Here is a 15592-nt window from a genome sequence, read left to right on the forward strand (position 1 = left end):
ACCGGCCACCGCGACGGCAGGATGACGGGTCAAACCGGCCACCGCGACGGCGGTGTGGCGCGTCACCCCGCCCCGGCGGATCCGGTGGCCGACGGCGGGGCGTGATCGGTCCAGAACGTGCCGCGGACCATCTGCGCGTGGCTGAGCTCGGTGGTCCAGGCGTTCTCCGACGTCGACCAGCCGATGACGTACGCCTTGCCGCCGCTCACGAACCATCGGACGGCTGCCCGGCGGGGAGCACCGGCAGGCGTCCGGTAGCGGTACTCCCAGTCGGCGGCCGCATGGATCAACGGGACCGCCGCGATGCCGATCAGCTGATATCCGGGGCCCGTACGACGGCGGCTCTCGGCACGGCAGGCCTCGAGAGGGTTCCGCTTCGGGTCCTGGCCGACGTCGATGCTCAGGACCTGTGAGGCGTTCGGGTTCCGGAAGCAGTACGTGGTTCCGGTGCGGTGATAGTCCCAACCGTCCGGGACCGCCAGGTGGAACCCGGAGCCGCCGGTGAAGTAGGACCAGCCGGCCTGGAGGTTCCATCCGTTGACGCCGCGGAGGGCGCCCTTCTGCGGGGTCTTCCGGGCGGCGGGCGAGGCCTGGTCGCAGGCCTCGGCGACCTTCGCCTTCGGTACGGGCGTGCCGGTCGTCCTCGCCGCGACGGAGCGGACCGGCTGTCCGCGGCCGGCCTCGTCGTCGCCGGCCAAATGGAGCACGGAGAATCCGCTGACCAGGACGGCGAGCATCAGGCCGGCGGCGATCAGTGCCCGCCGGGGATGGAATCTCCGGGCGGTTTCCGGTCCGCTGGGCTTCGGGGCGGACATGGCGGCTGCGAGGATCGGCTCGCTGACCACGAGTTCGCGGGAGGCCGCGTCGGGGTCGAACGGCTTCCCCTCGGTCGCGGGAAGCGGCCACCGCTCACCATCCGCGTCTTCGGACTCCGCGACCGACTGGAGCAGGGGGCGTATCTCGTCAGCCGTCAGCCGGGTCTCCGGCTCGTACCGCAGCAGCCCCTCCAGCACCACCGCCAGCGGTCCCGCCCGGTCCATATCGCCGGGCGGTTCGGTGGCCAGGGCGGCGAGCGTCGCCATCGCGGTGTCCCGCGCGTACGGCGACCGGCCCTCGACGGCCGCGTACAACGTCGCACCCAGCGACCACAGATCCGACTCGACGGTCGAGGCGCCCTCCCAGGCGCGCTCCGGGGACACGTACTGCGGGGAGCCGACGATCAGCCCCGGCGTCGTGATCGAACCCTCGTCGACGATCATCGCCAGGCCGAAATCGGTCAGCACCACGTTGCCGTCGTCCCCGATCAGGACGTTGTGCGGCTTCACGTCACGGTGCAGGACGCCGGCCCGGTGCGCCGCGTCCAGACCGTCCAGCACGGCCAGCCCGATCCGGGCCGCGGCCGGCGGGGCGTACGGGCCGTCCTCGTGCAGGACCTGGTGCAGGGAGCGGGACGGGATGTACTCCATGACGATCCAGGAGAGGTCGCCGACGTGCACGACGTCGTAGATCCGGACCACGTTCGGATGGCTCAGCCGGGCGGCGCTGCGTGCCTCCCGCATCGTCCGGTGACGCAGCAGATCCTGTTCGGCCTCGGTCATCCAGGCGGGCGGGATGATCTCCTTGACCGCCACCTCGCGATCGAGCATCTGGTCGTGGGCCAGCCAGACCCGGCCCATCCCCCCGGCACCGACCGGCTCCAGAAGACGGTAACGGCCGGCAACGAGCACTCCGCCTCACCGCCATCAGGTAACTGCTCATCGGGTCGGGTTTCAGGATAATCGGGTACAGACCGCCCACGGAACGCCGATCACCCGGTCGCCGGGTTTTGTCGTACCCCTGGAGGAGGATGAACCACGTGCCAGAGGTGCTCGAGAGATTCGGTCCGGCCACCAGGGAGTGGTTCTCGGCCGCGTTCGCCGCGCCCACCGCCGCCCAGACCGGCGCGTGGCGAGCCATCGGCGCGGGCCGCAACGCCCTGGTGGTGGCCCCGACCGGGTCCGGCAAGACGCTTGCCGCGTTCCTCTGGTCGCTCGACCGCCTGGCCCGCGAGCCGGTGCCCGAGGAGGCCCGGCGGCGCTGCCGGGTGCTCTACGTCAGCCCGCTCAAGGCGCTGGCGGTCGACGTCGAGCGCAACCTCCGGGCCCCGCTGACCGGCATCCGGCAGGCTGCCGGGCGTCTCCACCTGCCGCCGCCGGAGATCACCGTCGGCATGCGCACCGGCGACACGCCCGCCGACGAGCGACGCGGCTTCGCCCGCACTCCGCCGGACATCCTGATCACCACGCCGGAGTCGCTGTTCCTGCTGCTCACCTCGGCCGCCCGGGATTCGCTGCGCGGCGTCGAGACGGTGATCCTCGACGAGGTGCACGCGGTCGCGGCGACCAAACGTGGTGCCCACCTGGCCCTCTCCCTGGAACGGCTGGACGCCCTCCTCGGCCGTCCGGCGCAGCGGGTCGGTCTCTCCGCGACGGTCCGGCCGATCGACGAGACGGCCCGGTTCCTCGGCGGCGCACACGACGTCGAGATCGTCCAGCCGCCGAGCAGCAAGACCATCGAGGTGGTGGTCGAGGTCCCGGTGGAGGACATGACCCGCCTCGACGAGCGGCCCGAGCCCGGCGCCGACGACCCCGGGCAGGGCCGGCACACGCCGTCGATCTGGCCCGCCGTGGAGGAGCGCGTCCTCGATCTGATCGAGTCCCATCGCTCGACGATCGTCTTCACCAACTCCCGTCGCGGTGCCGAGCGGTTGTGCGCCCGGCTCAACGAGCTCTCCGCCGAACGCTCCGGCCAAGACCCGGGTGCGTCCGATTCCGGCGATTCATCGGGTACGCGTGAAGCACCGCGATCCGCCGAATCCGCCTCGTCCCGTCCTGCCGCGCCGGGGGTGACCGTGCCGCCCGGAGCGCCGTCGGACCCGATGTCCACGGCGTTCATGGGCTCCTCGCCGGGCGCCCCACCGGTCCGGATGCCCGCGGCGATCATGGCTCAGTCGGCGGCCACGACGGGGGCGCCGCCGATCGTGGCCCGCGCACACCACGGCAGCGTGTCCCGGGAGGAACGCAAGCAGATCGAGGAGGCGCTGAAGTCCGGACTCCTGCCCGCTGTCGTCGCGACCTCCAGCCTCGAACTCGGTATCGACATGGGCGCGGTCGACCTCGTCGTACAGATCGAGGCCCCTCCCTCCGTCGCGGCGGGCCTGCAACGTATCGGCCGGGCCGGGCACCAGGTCGGCGCGGTGTCCCGGGGCGTGGTCTTCCCGAAGCACCGGGGCGACCTGGTCTCCTGTGCCGTGGTGGCGGAACGGATGGGCACCGGCGCCATCGAGGAGCTGCGCTACCCGCGGAACCCGCTCGACGTCCTCGCCCAGCAGATCGTCGCGATGGTGGCGCTGGACACCTGGCAGGTCGACGAGCTGGCCGCGCTGGTGCGCCGGGCCGCGCCCTTCGCCGAGCTGCCCGACTCCGCCCTGCACGCCGTGCTCGACATGCTCTCCGGCCGCTACCCGTCGACGGCCTTCGCCGAGTTGCGTCCCCGCCTGGTCTGGGAACGCGGCGCCGACCTGCTCACCGGCAGCAAAGGCGCACAGCGTCTCGCCGTGACCAGCGGCGGCACCATCCCGGACCGGGGCGCCTTCGGCGTGTTCCTGGCCGGCTCGGAGAAGGCGTCGCGGGTCGGCGAGCTCGACGAGGAGATGGTGTACGAATCCCGCGTCGGCGACGTCTTCCTGCTCGGCTCCACGTCCTGGCGGATCGAGGACATCACCCCGGACCGGGTCCTGGTCTCGCCCGCCCCCGGAGCACCGGCCCGGATGCCGTTCTGGAAAGGCGACTCCCCCGGCCGGCCGATCGAGCTGGGCCGGGCCATCGGCGCCCGGCTGCGGGGGCTCACCCGGGCCGGCGACGAGCAGGCCACCGCGACGCTGCGCGAGTCCGGACTGGACGAGTGGGCGGCCGGCAACCTGATCTCCTACCTCCGCGAGCAACGTGAGGCGACCCGGCACCTGCCGGACGACCGGACCGTGGTGGTGGAACGCTTCCGCGACGAACTCGGCGACTGGCGGATGACCGTGCACTGCGTCCTCGGCGCCCGGGTCAACGCGCCCTGGGCGCTGGCGATCGGCCGCCGGCTGTCCGAGCGGTACGGCGTCGACGGCCAGGTGATGCCCTCCGACGACGGCATCGTGGTACGCCTGCCGGACACCGCGGAGGAGCCGCCCGGCGCCGACCTGGTCGCCTTCGACCCGGAGGAGATCGCCCAGATCGTCGAGGAGTCGGTGGGCACGTCCGCACTGTTCGCCTCCCGGTTCCGGGAGTGCGCGGCCCGTTCGCTGCTGCTGCCCCGCCGCGACCCGAAACGACGGCAGCCACTGTGGCAGCAACGGCAGCGGTCGGCCCAGCTGCTCGACGTCGCGCGGGAGTTCGCCGACTTCCCGGTCACCCTCGAAGCGGCCCGCGAATGCTTGCAGGATGTCTTCGACGTACCCGGTCTGGCCGGCCTGATGCGCGAGATCGCCGGCCGCAAGGTGCGCCTGGTCGAGACCGAGACGCAGCGCCCGTCCCCGTTCGCCCGATCACTGCTCTTCGGCTATGTGGGCGCCTTCCTCTACGAGGGTGACGCCCCGCTGGCCGAACGCCGGGCCGCCGCGCTGGCCCTCGACTCCACCCTGCTCGGTGAGCTGCTCGGCCGGGTCGACCTGCGGGAACTTCTGGATCCCCAAGTCGTCGCCGAGACCGAGACCCAGCTGCAGTGGCGCACCGAACAGCGCACCCCGCGCGACGCCGAGGACACCGCCGAACTGCTCCGGGTGCTGGGTGACCTGTCCACCGCCGAGTTGGCCGAGCGCGGCGCCCGCCCCGAGTGGGCGGTGGAACTGGCCGGGGCACGCCGCGCGGTCCAGGTGCGGGTGGCCGGCGAGGAACGCTGGATCGGCATCGACGACGCCGGTCGCTACCGGGACGCGCTCGGGGTCGCGCTGCCGGTCGGCATCCCGGAGGCCTACCTGGAACCGGTCGCCGACCCGCTCGGTGACCTGGTGGCCCGCTACGCCCGGACCCACGGGCCGTTCGCGGCGGCGACCTGTGCGGCCCGGTTCGGTCTCGGTGTCTTCGTGGTGGAGCAGGCACTCAAACGGCTGAGCGCGACCGGCCGGGTGGCCTCCGGCGAGTTCTCCCCGGACGGCGCCGGCACCGAATGGTGTGACGCCGAGGTGCTGCGGATGCTGCGCCGCCGGTCGCTGGCCGCGCTGCGCCGCGAGATCGAACCGGTGCCGCCCCGGGTGCTCGCCGCGTTCCTGCCCCGCTGGCAGCAGGTGGGCGGCAACAGCCGTGGTGTGGACGGGCTCGCCGCGACCCTCGAACAGGTGCAGGGTCTGGCGATTCCGGCATCCGCCTGGGAGCGTCTGGTCCTGCCTGCCCGGGTCGCCGACTACGCCCCGCCCCAACTCGACGAACTGTGCAGCAGCGGCGAGGTGCTGTGGGCCGGGTCCGGGTCGATCGCCGGCGGCGACGGGTGGGTGACCATGGCGTACGCGGACAGCGCCCCGTTGTTGCTGCCCCCGCCGGACGAGGAGTTCGCCGCGACACCACTGCACCAGGCGGTGCTGGAGTCGCTCGGCGACGGGCAGGCACTGTTCTTCCGGTCGCTCTCCGACCGGGTCGGCTCGACCGACGACACCGAGCTGGCGTCCGCGGTGTGGGATCTGATCTGGGCCGGCCACCTGACCAACGACACGTTCGCACCACTCCGGGCCCTGCTCGGCGGCAGCGGGGCGCACCGGGCCAAGGCGGCGCCGGCCCGCAGCCGGTACCGCCGTCCCGGCCGGCCGAACATGCCGTCCCGCACCGGACCGTTGAACATGGCGGGCCGCTGGTCCCGCCTTCCCGACCGCGATCCCGACCCGACCCGGCGGGCGGCGGCCCTCGCCGACCTGCTCCTGGAACGGCACGGTGTGGTGACCCGTGGCGCGGTGATGGCCGAGGGCGTGACCGGCGGCTTCTCCGCGGTCTACCCGGTGCTGGCCGCGCTGGAGGAACGCGGTTCGGCCCGGCGCGGCTACTTCGTGGAGGGGTTGGGGGCGGCGCAGTTCGCGGTGCCGGGGGCGGTGGACCGGCTGCGGGCGCTGTCCGAGCCGTCCGACCCGGTCCGGCGCACCGGAACGTCGGTGGTGCTGGCGGCCACCGACCCGGCCAACCCGTTCGGCGCTGCCCTGCCCTGGCCCGAGCGGATCGTGGACAGCGGCGACGGCGAGACGGCTGTCAAGGCCGGGCACCGGGCGGGGCGCAAGGCGGGCGCCCTGGTCGTGCTGGTCGGCGGCGAACTGGTGCTCTACGTGGAACGCGGCGGCCGCACCCTGCTGTCCTTCCTGGACGACACCGAGGCGCTGACCACTGCCGCGCACGGCTTGGCGGGGGCGGTCCGGTCGGGGGCACTCGGCACGATGTCGGTGGAACGCGCAGACGGCGAATCGGTGCACTCGTCGCCTCTGCGGGAGGCGCTGACGACGGCAGGCTTCCGCGCCACCCCACGGGGCCTGCGACTGCGTGCCTGAGACCGGGGAGCCGCTGCCGCCCCGTGTGGGGAACCGTCTCCCGGTGGGCGACTCACGCCCACGCGACTCACGCCCACGCAACACACGCCCACGCGACCCACACCCACGCGACCCACACCCACGCGACCCACACCCACGCGACCCACACCCACGCGACCCACACCCACGCGACCCACACCCACGCGACCCCGACCCGACCCGCGCGGAATCCGATTCCTGACGGGACCGGAATCGTGCAGCTCGGGCTTACGTGCGCCCGGCTACGTGGAGTGCGAATCGCGTGGGTGGCGGGGCGAGGTCAGAGCTGGGGCGCCACCTCGGCGGCTACCAGGTCCAGGTGATCGATGTCGGACAGGTCGAGGGCCTGGAGGAAGAGGCGGGAGGCGCCGGCCTCGGCGTAGCGGCCGATGATGTCCACGGCTTCGGCCGGGGTGCCGACGATGCCGCCGTTCTCGCGCATCTCGTCTGCCTCGCGGCCGATGGCGGCGGCGCGGCGGCGGATCTCGGCGTCGTCGCGGCCGACGCACAGGACCGCGGCGGCGGAGAAGGCCGGGGGCTCGGTGCGGCCGATCGCGGCGCTGGCAGCGCGTACCCGCTCGTACTGGGCGGGCAGGTCCTCGATCTTGCTGAACGGGGTGTTGAACTCGGCGGCGTAGCGGGCGGCGAGGGCCGGGGTGCGCTTCTTGCCGTGGCCGCCGATGATGACCGGCGGGCGGGGCGACTGGACCGGCTTGGGCAGGGCCGGCGAGTCGACGATCTGGTAGTGCTTGCCGGTGAAGTTGTAGGGGGCGTCGGCACCCCACAGACCGGTGATGATCTCCAGCTGTTCCTCGAGCCGGTCGAAGCGTTCGCCGACGGGCGGGAAGGGGATGCCGTACGCGGTGTGCTCGTTCTCGAACCAGCCGCCGCCGAGACCGAACTCGATGCGGCCGCCGCTCATCGCGTCGACCTGGGCGACCGCGATGGCCAGCGGGCCGGGCAGCCGGAACGTGGCCGACGTGACCAGCGTGCCGAGCCGGATCCGGGAGGTCTGCACGGCCAGCGCCGCCAGGGTGATCCATGCGTCGGAGGGTCCGGGCAGGCCGGAACCGTCGCCCATCTTGACGTAGTGGTCGGAGCGGAAGAAACCGTCGTAGCCGCCGTCCTCGGCGGCTTTGGCGACCCGCAGGAGATCGTCGTGGCTGGCACCCTGCTGGGGTTCGGTGAAGATCACGAGACGCATGGATCCACACTGCCATGCCCCGGCGGCGTGCCCGGCACGCATCCGATAACAACAGGCAGTAACGTCATGGACCATGGCCGGTTATGGATGGATCAGTTTCACGACCGATTACGGCACTTTTGACGGCTTTGTCGCCGCGTGCCAAGGCTCCATCGCGCGCGTCGCCCCCGACGTCCGCGTGATCGACATCACCCACCATGTGCCGCCGGCCGACGTGGCCCGGGGAGCGGCCGTGCTCGCGCAGACGGTGCCCCATCTGCCGGCCTCGGTACACCTCGCGGTGGTCGACCCGGGCGTCGGCACGGCCCGCCGCGGTGTCGTGCTGAGCACCCCGAACGGACTGCTGGTCGGCCCGGACAACGGCCTGCTGATCTGGGCGGCGGAGGCACTGGGCGGCATCGACGCGGCGTACGAGCTGACCAACAAGGACTGGGCGCTCGGCGACGTGTCCCGCACCTTCCACGGGCGGGACGTGTTCGCGCCCGCCGCGGGACGCCTCGCCGCCGGGGCGCCGCCCGCCGAGGCCGGTCCGGCGGTGGACCCGGCGACGCTGGACCGGCTGCCCGATCCGCTGGTGACCCTCGGGGACGGCTGGATCGAGGCCGAGGTGCTGACCGTGGACCGGTTCGGCAACGTGCAGCTGGCGGCCGAGTCGTCGATGCTCACCGGCCTGGGGGCGGATCTGCTGGTCAACGGCAACGTCCGGGCCCGGCACGGCGCCACCTTCGCCGACGTCGGGCCGGGCGACATGCTCGTCTTCGCCGACTCCGCCGATCACGTGGCGCTCGCGATCAACAAGGGCCGGGCGGTCGTGGTCCTCTCGGTGGTCCCGGGCGACATCGTCCGGATCTCCGCCCGCTGATCAGAACCGGCCAAGAAGGGTAAAAATCGACCGCAGGGGACCGTCAGAGGCGGTGGTGGACCCAGACGTTGGGCTCGATGTAGACGGCGTGATCCTGCTCCACGTCGCAGTGCACCGGCACCAGCGCCTCCGGCACCGCCACCGCCCCCGAGACGTCGAACGGCAGCCCGGTCCAGGTCCGCCACGCCTCCAGGGTTCCGGCGATCACCATGCTGTGGTGCGCGACGTTCACGATCGTGCCACCGGCGCGGACGTGGACCCGGAGCCACGGATCCACCGGGAGGCCGTCGGGACGGTGCTCAGACGCGTACACATCGATGCTTTTGGTGATCTGAGCGGCCTTGCCGCTGGGCCGGACCGGCGCGACCAGGTCGGTGAAGCCCAGCTTGGCCGTGTTGTCGCGCATCGCCGCGAGCATCCGCCCGGAGAGTCCGGTGCCGCGCAGGTCTGGACGCACCAGGATCTCCAGGGCGGAGACGACCGTCGGTGTGACGCCGCCGAGGCGGTCGTGGGCGGCGGTGCGCATCACCCAGTCCCAGCCGTCCTCGGGGAGTCCCGCGGCGAGGTCGCCGTCGAACGCGATCGGCACCGAGTGGGCCTTGGCGACCGCCAGTCCGGTGTCCCGGTCGACGGCGACCAGCGCGAACTCCGGCCAGAGCCGCCGGTAGTGCCGGTAGTAGAGGGAACCGTTCGGATCCTCGCCCATGAAGACCGGCCAGTGATCGGCGAGTTCCGGGAAGGTGCGATCACCGATCGGTGCGATGTCCAGATCCATGCCGGCCAGGATGTCAGCCGGCCCACGCCCGGTCACGCGCATTTCCGCCCGAGGTTTCTTCCCCGCGACGGCGGGCAGGATGGGGTCATGCCGGAAGGGGACACCGTCTGGAACACCGCTCGCGTCGTCGAGAAGGCGCTCACCGGCGAGGTGCTGACCGGCTCCGACTTCCGGGTGCCGCGCCTGGCCACCACCGACCTGACCGGCTGGACCGTCGCCGAGTCGGCCAGCCGGGGCAAACACCTGCTGCTGCGCCTCACCCGGGACGGCCGGCCGCCGCACACCCTGCACTCGCATCTGCGGATGGAGGGGGCCTGGCGGACATACGCCCCCGGCGAACGCTGGAGTGGTCGCCCCGCCCACCTGATCCGGGTGGCGCTGCGGACCGCCCGGTCGGTCGCCGTCGGTTTCCACCTGCACGACCTGACGCTGGTCCCGACCGCCGCCGAGGACACGCTCGTCGGTCACCTCGGGCCGGACCTGCTCGGCGCGGACTGGGACCCGGACGAGGCGGTCCGCCGGATCGCCGCCCACCCCACGGCCACCATCGCCGAAGCCCTGCTGGACCAGCGGAACCTGGCCGGGGTGGGCAACCTCTACAAGGCGGAGACGCTGTTTCTGCGCGGTCTGTGGCCGTGGACGCCGGTGGCCGACGTGCCCGACCTGCGGGCCACAGTGGTGCTGGCGCAGAAGCTGGTCGCCTCCAACCGGGGACGCTGGCTCCAGACCACCACCGGCTCGCTGCGCCGCAGCGAGATCAGTTATGTGTACGGCCGCCGCGCCCAACCCTGCCGCCGGTGCGGTGCGGCCATCCAGAAGGACGAGAAGGGCGAGCGGATCACTTACTGGTGTCCCGGCTGCCAGCCCAGACGTCAGCGGTCGTGAACGGCCGGGTCGCGTCCCGCATCTCGGCCAGCCCCTCGGCGATCCCGCGCAGACGGTCGGTCGCGTCGACCAGTCCCGAATACGCCGGGTGGCGTATCTCGGCGATCGGGTGACCGTCCTCGGCGACGAAACTGGCCGCGGCCGCCACCAGCTGCTCGAACGCCACGACCCCGTCGACGAACTGCTCGGCGAGGGCGGTGTGCGACTGCTCCAGGCCGGTGCGCTGCTCGGCCCGGCTGAGCGGGATGGCGCGCTCCACACTGGCGATCCGCTGGCCCAGGTCACGCAGCCACTGCTCGGCGGTGGCCGCCTCCAGGACCGCGGCCTGCCCCTCGCCGGTGAGCCGGCCGGCCAGACCGGTCATCGCCTGCGAGGCGATCTCCAGCCGGTCCCACGGGCCGGCGATGATCGAGCCGCGGAAGGAGTACCGGTTCTTCTGACGCCGGACCTCGTGCAGGACGGTGCGTCCGGCCGGGAAGCGTTCCAGCGCCGCGGTCAGGCCGGGCACCGGGGCCGGCGGGAGTTCCGCAGGCGCCGGGGACGCGGCCAGCGCCCGGTGATCGCTCCACCGCCACCATGCCAGCACCACCGAGGCGCCCGCCCCGGCGGTCCAGGCCGCGTCTGCCGCGCCGATCCCCTGGTAGGGGGTGAGGACCGCGGCGGCGGCCGTCAGACCGCCGCCCAGGACGCTCCATCGGCGGGCCGACTTGCGCAGCTTCCTGAGCCGCTTGAAGTACTTCCCCCTCGCGTCCACGCTCGCTCCACTCAGCCGGCGGCGCTCGTGTCGCCGCGCTTCTGGTTCATGCTGGCGCGGATCTCGTCCAGTCGCGCCACACTGGCCGGGTCGGCGGCCGGCGTCGCCGGCTGCTCCACGGACGGCTGCGCCGACGCGGCGCCGAGCTTCTCCCCCGCCATGCTGGCCCGGATCTGCTCCAGCCGGGACGAACCGGCCAGGTCCAGACTGGACTTCTGCACCTCGAGGATCCGGCCCTCGACCGAGTTGGAGGCGAGCTCCGCCCGGCCCATGGCGTTCGCGTACCGCTCCTCGATCTTGTCGCGCACCTGGTCCAGCGAGGGCGTGTTGCCCGGCGCGGTCAGCTGCGACATCGACTCCAGCGACTTGGCGACCGTCTCCTGCATCTTGGCCTGCTCGAGCTGGCTGAGCAGGCGGGACCGCTCGGCGATCCGCTGCTGCAGGACCATCGCGTTGTTCTCGACGGCCTTGCGCGCCTGACCGGCCGCGGCGAGCGCCTGGTCGTGGAGGGTCTTGAGGTCCTCCATGGCCTGCTCGCCGGAGACCAGCTGGGTGGCCAGGGTCTGCGCGGTCGACTCGTATTTCTGCGCCTCGGCCTCGTCACCACCGGACCGGGCCCGATCGGCCAGCACCAGCGCCTGCCGGGCCATGCCCTGCAGTTTCTCGACCTCGGACATCTGGCGGGACAGCTTCATCTCGAGCTGCCGCTGGTTGCCGATGACGGCGGCGGCCTGCTGAACGAGGGCCTGGTGCTGCCGCTGGGCATCCTCGATGGCCTGCTGGATCTGGACCTTCGGGTCGGCATACTCATCGATCTTCGCGCCGAAGAGCGCCATCACGTAGTGCCAGCCCTTGACGAACGGATTCGCCATCTCGCGGTATCCCCTCAAATGTCGCTCCGTCGGACGCATCACCGTCGTGAACAGTCCTGACGGTGATGCGGCACCCATCGTGTCAGCCCGACGCCAGCGGCGTCACGTGACCTACGGGGGATCTCAGGGTCTCCCCTGGCTTCGAGGCTACGCCCCCCTGAGGCCGCTCGGCGACACGCGGACAGCCCGCCAAGCACCGCCGACCGGCCGAGACGCCCCCGGGACCGGTGCCGCAACGGGAGACCGGCCATGCCGCGGCCCGTCCGCCTCTCCGGCACGTACCCCGAAACAAAACCGGACCGCTCCCCCGGGAGCGGTCCGTTCGTCGTGTGATCATGATCAAGCGGCGTAGACGATGTCCCGCTGGCTCTTGCGGGTCGCGTGCAACGTCGTCTTCAGCGGCGAATCCTGGCGCACCGAGACGGACACCTTGCCGTCCGCCGTCATGGCGCGAGCAGGCTCGGGCCGCGATGGCTCCGGCTGGTCGCTGACCGGGACGAGAACGCCCTCCATGCTCTCCGCGACGGAGAGGGTGTTGCTGACCTCACCGAGCAGTTCGGAGAGGCGGGCGCCGAGCGCGTCACAGATGGCGGCCAGCAACTCGCTGGAGGCCTCTTTCTGACCACGCTCGATCTCGGACAGATAACCCAGGCTGACGTTCGCGGCGGTCGACACCTCGCGCAGCGTGCGGTGCTGTCCCTGCCGGCGCGCCCGAAGTGCGTCGCCGATAACGCGGCGTAGCAGGACCATGGCACCTCCTCCTGCGGGCAGGGCCGCCGGCATACGCCGGAGGCTTCCCGCAACCGTACCTGGCGCGAGCGGTGCCGACATCCCGCCCCGCCGAATTCAGTCTTTTCCATGGTCGGCCACCGATCCGGACAACCCGCACGGTATCGGAGGTATTCCCTGATCAGACCGGTGCCGGGGCGGAGCGGAGAGAGTCATCGAGCAATTGCAGGACGGCCGTCACACTTTCGGTACGGATCGCCTCCCGGCCGCCGGTCAGCCGCAACTCGCGGACCTCGGCGACGGATCGACCGGCGACGGCGACGTAGACCAGCCCGACCGGCTTGCCGCCCTGCGGATCCGGACCGGCCACCCCGGTGGTGGCCACGCCCCAGTCGGCGCCGCACCGGTCCCGTGCCCCGGCCGCGAGCGCCAGCGCCACGTCCGGGTCGACCGGGCCGCGTTCGGCGAGCAGACCGGCCGGCACCCCGGCCAGGCTCTGCTTGAGATCGGTGGCGTAGACCACCAGACCACCACGGTAGACAGAGCTCACCCCGGGGATGGCGACCAGCGTCGCGCCGACCAGACCACCGGTGAGCGACTCGGCCGTGGCCACCGTCTCGCAACGATCCGTCAACGCGCGCACGGCCGCCGCGGCCGCCACCGCCATCTCCACGGGAGACTCCTTCAGACGCTCTTCCCGGCCGAGGCGCGCATGCGCAGGGCCTCCACCACGTAGGCCAGGCCGGTGACCACGGTGACCACCAGAGCCGCGCCCATCAACCAGACACCGACGAGGTGGAACGGGTGCGGGAACGGCCACAGGTACCACGCGATGGCGACGATCTGCAGGCCGGTCTTGAGCTTGCCGCCGCGCGACGCCGGGATGATGCCGTAGCGGATCACCCAGAAGCGCAGCGCGGTCACCCCCCACTCGCGGACCAGGATGAGGATCGTCACCCACCAGGGCAGCACGTCGTAGACCGAGAGCAGCACCAGCGCGGTGCCGGTCAGGGCCTTGTCCGCGATCGGGTCGGCGACCTTGCCGAACGAGGTGATCAGCGACCAGCGCCGGGCGATCCAGCCGTCCAGGAAGTCGGTCGCCGACGCCACGCAGAACGCCACACAGGCGGTGATCCGCCAGTCCGCGTCACGCATCTCGGAGAGGACCACCAGGGCCAGGAACACCGGGACGAGCACGATCCGGACCACGGTCAGCGCATTGGCCGCGTTGTACAGCGACACAGTGCGGGCAGCGGCCATCGGAGCGGGCCCGTCGGTCATCGCGCCACCGGGGCCGCAGAGATCATCTCCAGCGGGACCGCGATCAGGTCGACCCCCTCGGTCCCGGTGACCTTGGCCCGGACCAGGTCGCCCGGGCGCAGCGCGGCCAGGTCGACACCCTCGCCGCCGACCAGCGTGGTGGAACCGTCCACCTCGGGCGCCTGGTGCTCGGCCCGGCCCTCGACCTCGTCGCCCTCGATGGTGTCGATCAGCACCTCGACGGTGCTGCCCATCCGGTCCTCGGCCCGCTGCGCACACAGCTCCTCGACCAGGGCGGTGACCCGGTCGTAGCGCCGCTTGACCGTCGCCTCGCTGAGCTTGCCGTCCAGGCCGGCCGCCTCGGTGCCGTCCTCGTCGCTGTAGTCGAAGACGCCGACCGCATCGAGGCGGGCCTCGGTCAGGAACCGGACCAGCTCGTCCACGTCCTGCTTGGTCTCGCCGGGGAACCCGACGATGAAGTTGCTCCGGGCACCGGCCTCGGGCGCCAGCTTGCGGGCCGAGTCGAGCAGCTCCAGGAAGCGCTCGGTGGACCCGAAACGGCGCATCCGGCGCAGCACCGGCTCGCTGGAGTGCTGGAAGGAGAGATCGTAGTAGGCAGCCACACCCGGAGTGGTCGCGATCGTCTCGACCAGGCCGGGACGGGTCTCGGCGGGCTGCAGGTAGCTCGCCCGGACCCGGACGATGCCGTCGACCGCGGCCAGCTGGGGCAGCAGCTTCTCCAGCATCCGGGGGTCGCCGAGGTCCTTGCCGTACGACGTGCTGTTCTCGCTGACCAGCACGAGCTCGCGGACGCCGGACTTGGCCAGCCACTCCGCCTCGGCCAGCAGCTCCTGCGGGTCGCGGGAGACGAAGGCACCACGGAAGGCCGGGATCGCGCAGAACGCGCAGCGACGGTCGCAGCCGCTGGCCAGTTTCAGCGACGCCACCGGGCCGGTGTCCAGCCGGCGGCGCAGCACCGTGCGCAGGTGCGCCGGGGTGTGCTCGTCGACGGTCGCGTGCCCGGGGACCACCACCTTGGCGGCGTGCCGGGCGACCGGCGTGATCGGCAGCAGCTCACGGCGGTCCCGCGGGGTGTGCGAGTCGAAACTCTCACCGCGCAGCACGCCGTCGAGACGGCCGGCGATGTCGGTGTAGTCGTCGAAGCCGAGAACCGCGTTCGCCTCGGGGAGGTTCTCGGCGAGCTCCTTGCCGTAGCGCTCGGCCATGCAGCCGGCCGCCACGACCTTGGCACCGGTGTCGGCCGCGGCCAGCAGGGTGTCGATCGAGTCCTGCTTGGCCTTCTCGACGAAGCCGCAGGTGTTGACGAGGACCACGTCGGCGTTCTCCGCGTCGGTGCCGACCTCCCAGCCACCGGCGTCGAGACGGGCTGCCAGCTCTTCCGAGTCGACTTCGTTGCGGGCGCAGCCCAGGGTCAGGAGCGCGACACGGCGGGTGGGTGGGGTCACAGACACCCGACAAGGTTACCGGGCAACCGGGCGAGGACGTTCCTCCGCTCGGTCGGCTTCCGGCCCCGAGTGAGATTGACAATACGATGGGCCGGGTGACGAGCGCGGAAAGCCGGCCGACGGCGCCCTCCCACCGGAGCGGATCCGGCCGTGCAGCAGGCGCTCGCCCGGGGCCCGGTGGCCCTCCGCAAGCCGTTCGCGTCGCGGGACGACCGCGTCG

At 72.2% G+C, this 15592-nt stretch carries 12 protein-coding genes; 3 read left to right on the forward strand and 9 right to left on the reverse strand.

What is annotated here, in order from left to right; genetic code table 11:
- Positions 1 to 62: 62 nt before the first annotated feature.
- A complete protein-coding gene (locus QSK32_RS25400; protein WP_285473364.1) occupies positions 63 to 1727 on the reverse strand; it encodes a serine/threonine-protein kinase in 1665 nt (554 codons plus the stop codon).
- A gap of 119 nt (positions 1728 to 1846) precedes the next feature.
- Between QSK32_RS25400 and QSK32_RS25405 the strand changes: the two genes are divergently transcribed.
- Positions 1847 to 6547, forward strand: a complete 4701-nt coding sequence (locus QSK32_RS25405) for an Lhr family helicase (RefSeq protein ID WP_285473365.1) — start codon at positions 1847 to 1849, stop codon at positions 6545 to 6547.
- Positions 6548 to 6845: 298 nt separating this feature from the next.
- Here QSK32_RS25405 and QSK32_RS25410 read toward each other — a convergent pair whose 3' ends face one another.
- On the reverse strand, positions 6846 to 7769 hold the full coding sequence (locus tag QSK32_RS25410) for an LLM class F420-dependent oxidoreductase (RefSeq protein WP_045741502.1): 924 nt from the start codon (positions 7767 to 7769) through the stop codon (positions 6846 to 6848).
- A gap of 73 nt (positions 7770 to 7842) precedes the next feature.
- On the opposite strand from QSK32_RS25410, the gene QSK32_RS25415 reads away from it, so the two are divergent.
- The gene (locus QSK32_RS25415; protein ID WP_285473366.1) at positions 7843 to 8631 is read left to right on the forward strand and encodes an SAM hydrolase/SAM-dependent halogenase family protein; all 789 of its coding nucleotides are present in this window, start codon (positions 7843 to 7845) and stop codon (positions 8629 to 8631) included.
- Positions 8632 to 8674: 43 nt separating this feature from the next.
- Here QSK32_RS25415 and QSK32_RS25420 read toward each other — a convergent pair whose 3' ends face one another.
- Positions 8675 to 9406: an N-acetyltransferase gene (locus QSK32_RS25420; protein ID WP_285473367.1), complete on the reverse strand. Its 732-nt coding sequence runs from the start codon at positions 9404 to 9406 to the stop codon at positions 8675 to 8677.
- An 87-nt stretch (positions 9407 to 9493) separates the two neighbouring features.
- On the opposite strand from QSK32_RS25420, the gene QSK32_RS25425 reads away from it, so the two are divergent.
- Positions 9494 to 10291 (forward strand): DNA-formamidopyrimidine glycosylase family protein, encoded by a 798-nt coding sequence (locus QSK32_RS25425; RefSeq protein ID WP_045741500.1) that lies wholly within the window; start codon positions 9494 to 9496, stop codon positions 10289 to 10291.
- Here the strand turns inward: QSK32_RS25425 and pspM are convergent.
- The 6 genes from pspM to rimO all read right to left on the reverse strand — a co-directional run bounded on the left by pspM (position 10245) and on the right by rimO (position 15378).
- Positions 10245 to 11045 (reverse strand): phage shock envelope stress response protein PspM, encoded by an 801-nt coding sequence (gene pspM, locus QSK32_RS25430; protein ID WP_285473368.1) that lies wholly within the window; start codon positions 11043 to 11045, stop codon positions 10245 to 10247. The two genes, QSK32_RS25425 and pspM, sit on opposite strands and share 47 nt — an antisense overlap.
- A gap of 11 nt (positions 11046 to 11056) precedes the next feature.
- Positions 11057 to 11917, reverse strand: coding sequence for a PspA/IM30 family protein (locus QSK32_RS25435; protein WP_045741498.1), 861 nt, complete (start codon positions 11915 to 11917; stop codon positions 11057 to 11059).
- A 339-nt stretch (positions 11918 to 12256) separates the two neighbouring features.
- Positions 12257 to 12667, reverse strand: a complete 411-nt coding sequence (locus QSK32_RS25440; RefSeq protein WP_045741497.1) for a helix-turn-helix domain-containing protein — start codon at positions 12665 to 12667, stop codon at positions 12257 to 12259.
- 160 nt (positions 12668 to 12827) lie between these two features.
- Positions 12828 to 13313, reverse strand: coding sequence for a CinA family protein (locus tag QSK32_RS25445; protein WP_285473410.1), 486 nt, complete (start codon positions 13311 to 13313; stop codon positions 12828 to 12830).
- Positions 13314 to 13330: 17 nt separating this feature from the next.
- Positions 13331 to 13927, reverse strand: a complete 597-nt coding sequence (pgsA, locus tag QSK32_RS25450; RefSeq protein ID WP_045741496.1) for a CDP-diacylglycerol--glycerol-3-phosphate 3-phosphatidyltransferase — start codon at positions 13925 to 13927, stop codon at positions 13331 to 13333.
- Positions 13924 to 15378: a 30S ribosomal protein S12 methylthiotransferase RimO gene (gene rimO / locus QSK32_RS25455; protein ID WP_045741495.1), complete on the reverse strand. Its 1455-nt coding sequence runs from the start codon at positions 15376 to 15378 to the stop codon at positions 13924 to 13926. Before rimO ends, pgsA begins: the two co-directional genes overlap by 4 nt.
- Between the last annotated feature and the right edge of the window lie 214 nt (positions 15379 to 15592).

Origin of the sequence: Actinoplanes sp. NBRC 101535 (assembly GCF_030269225.1) — a bacterium.
GTDB lineage: Bacteria > Actinomycetota > Actinomycetes > Mycobacteriales > Micromonosporaceae > Actinoplanes > Actinoplanes rectilineatus.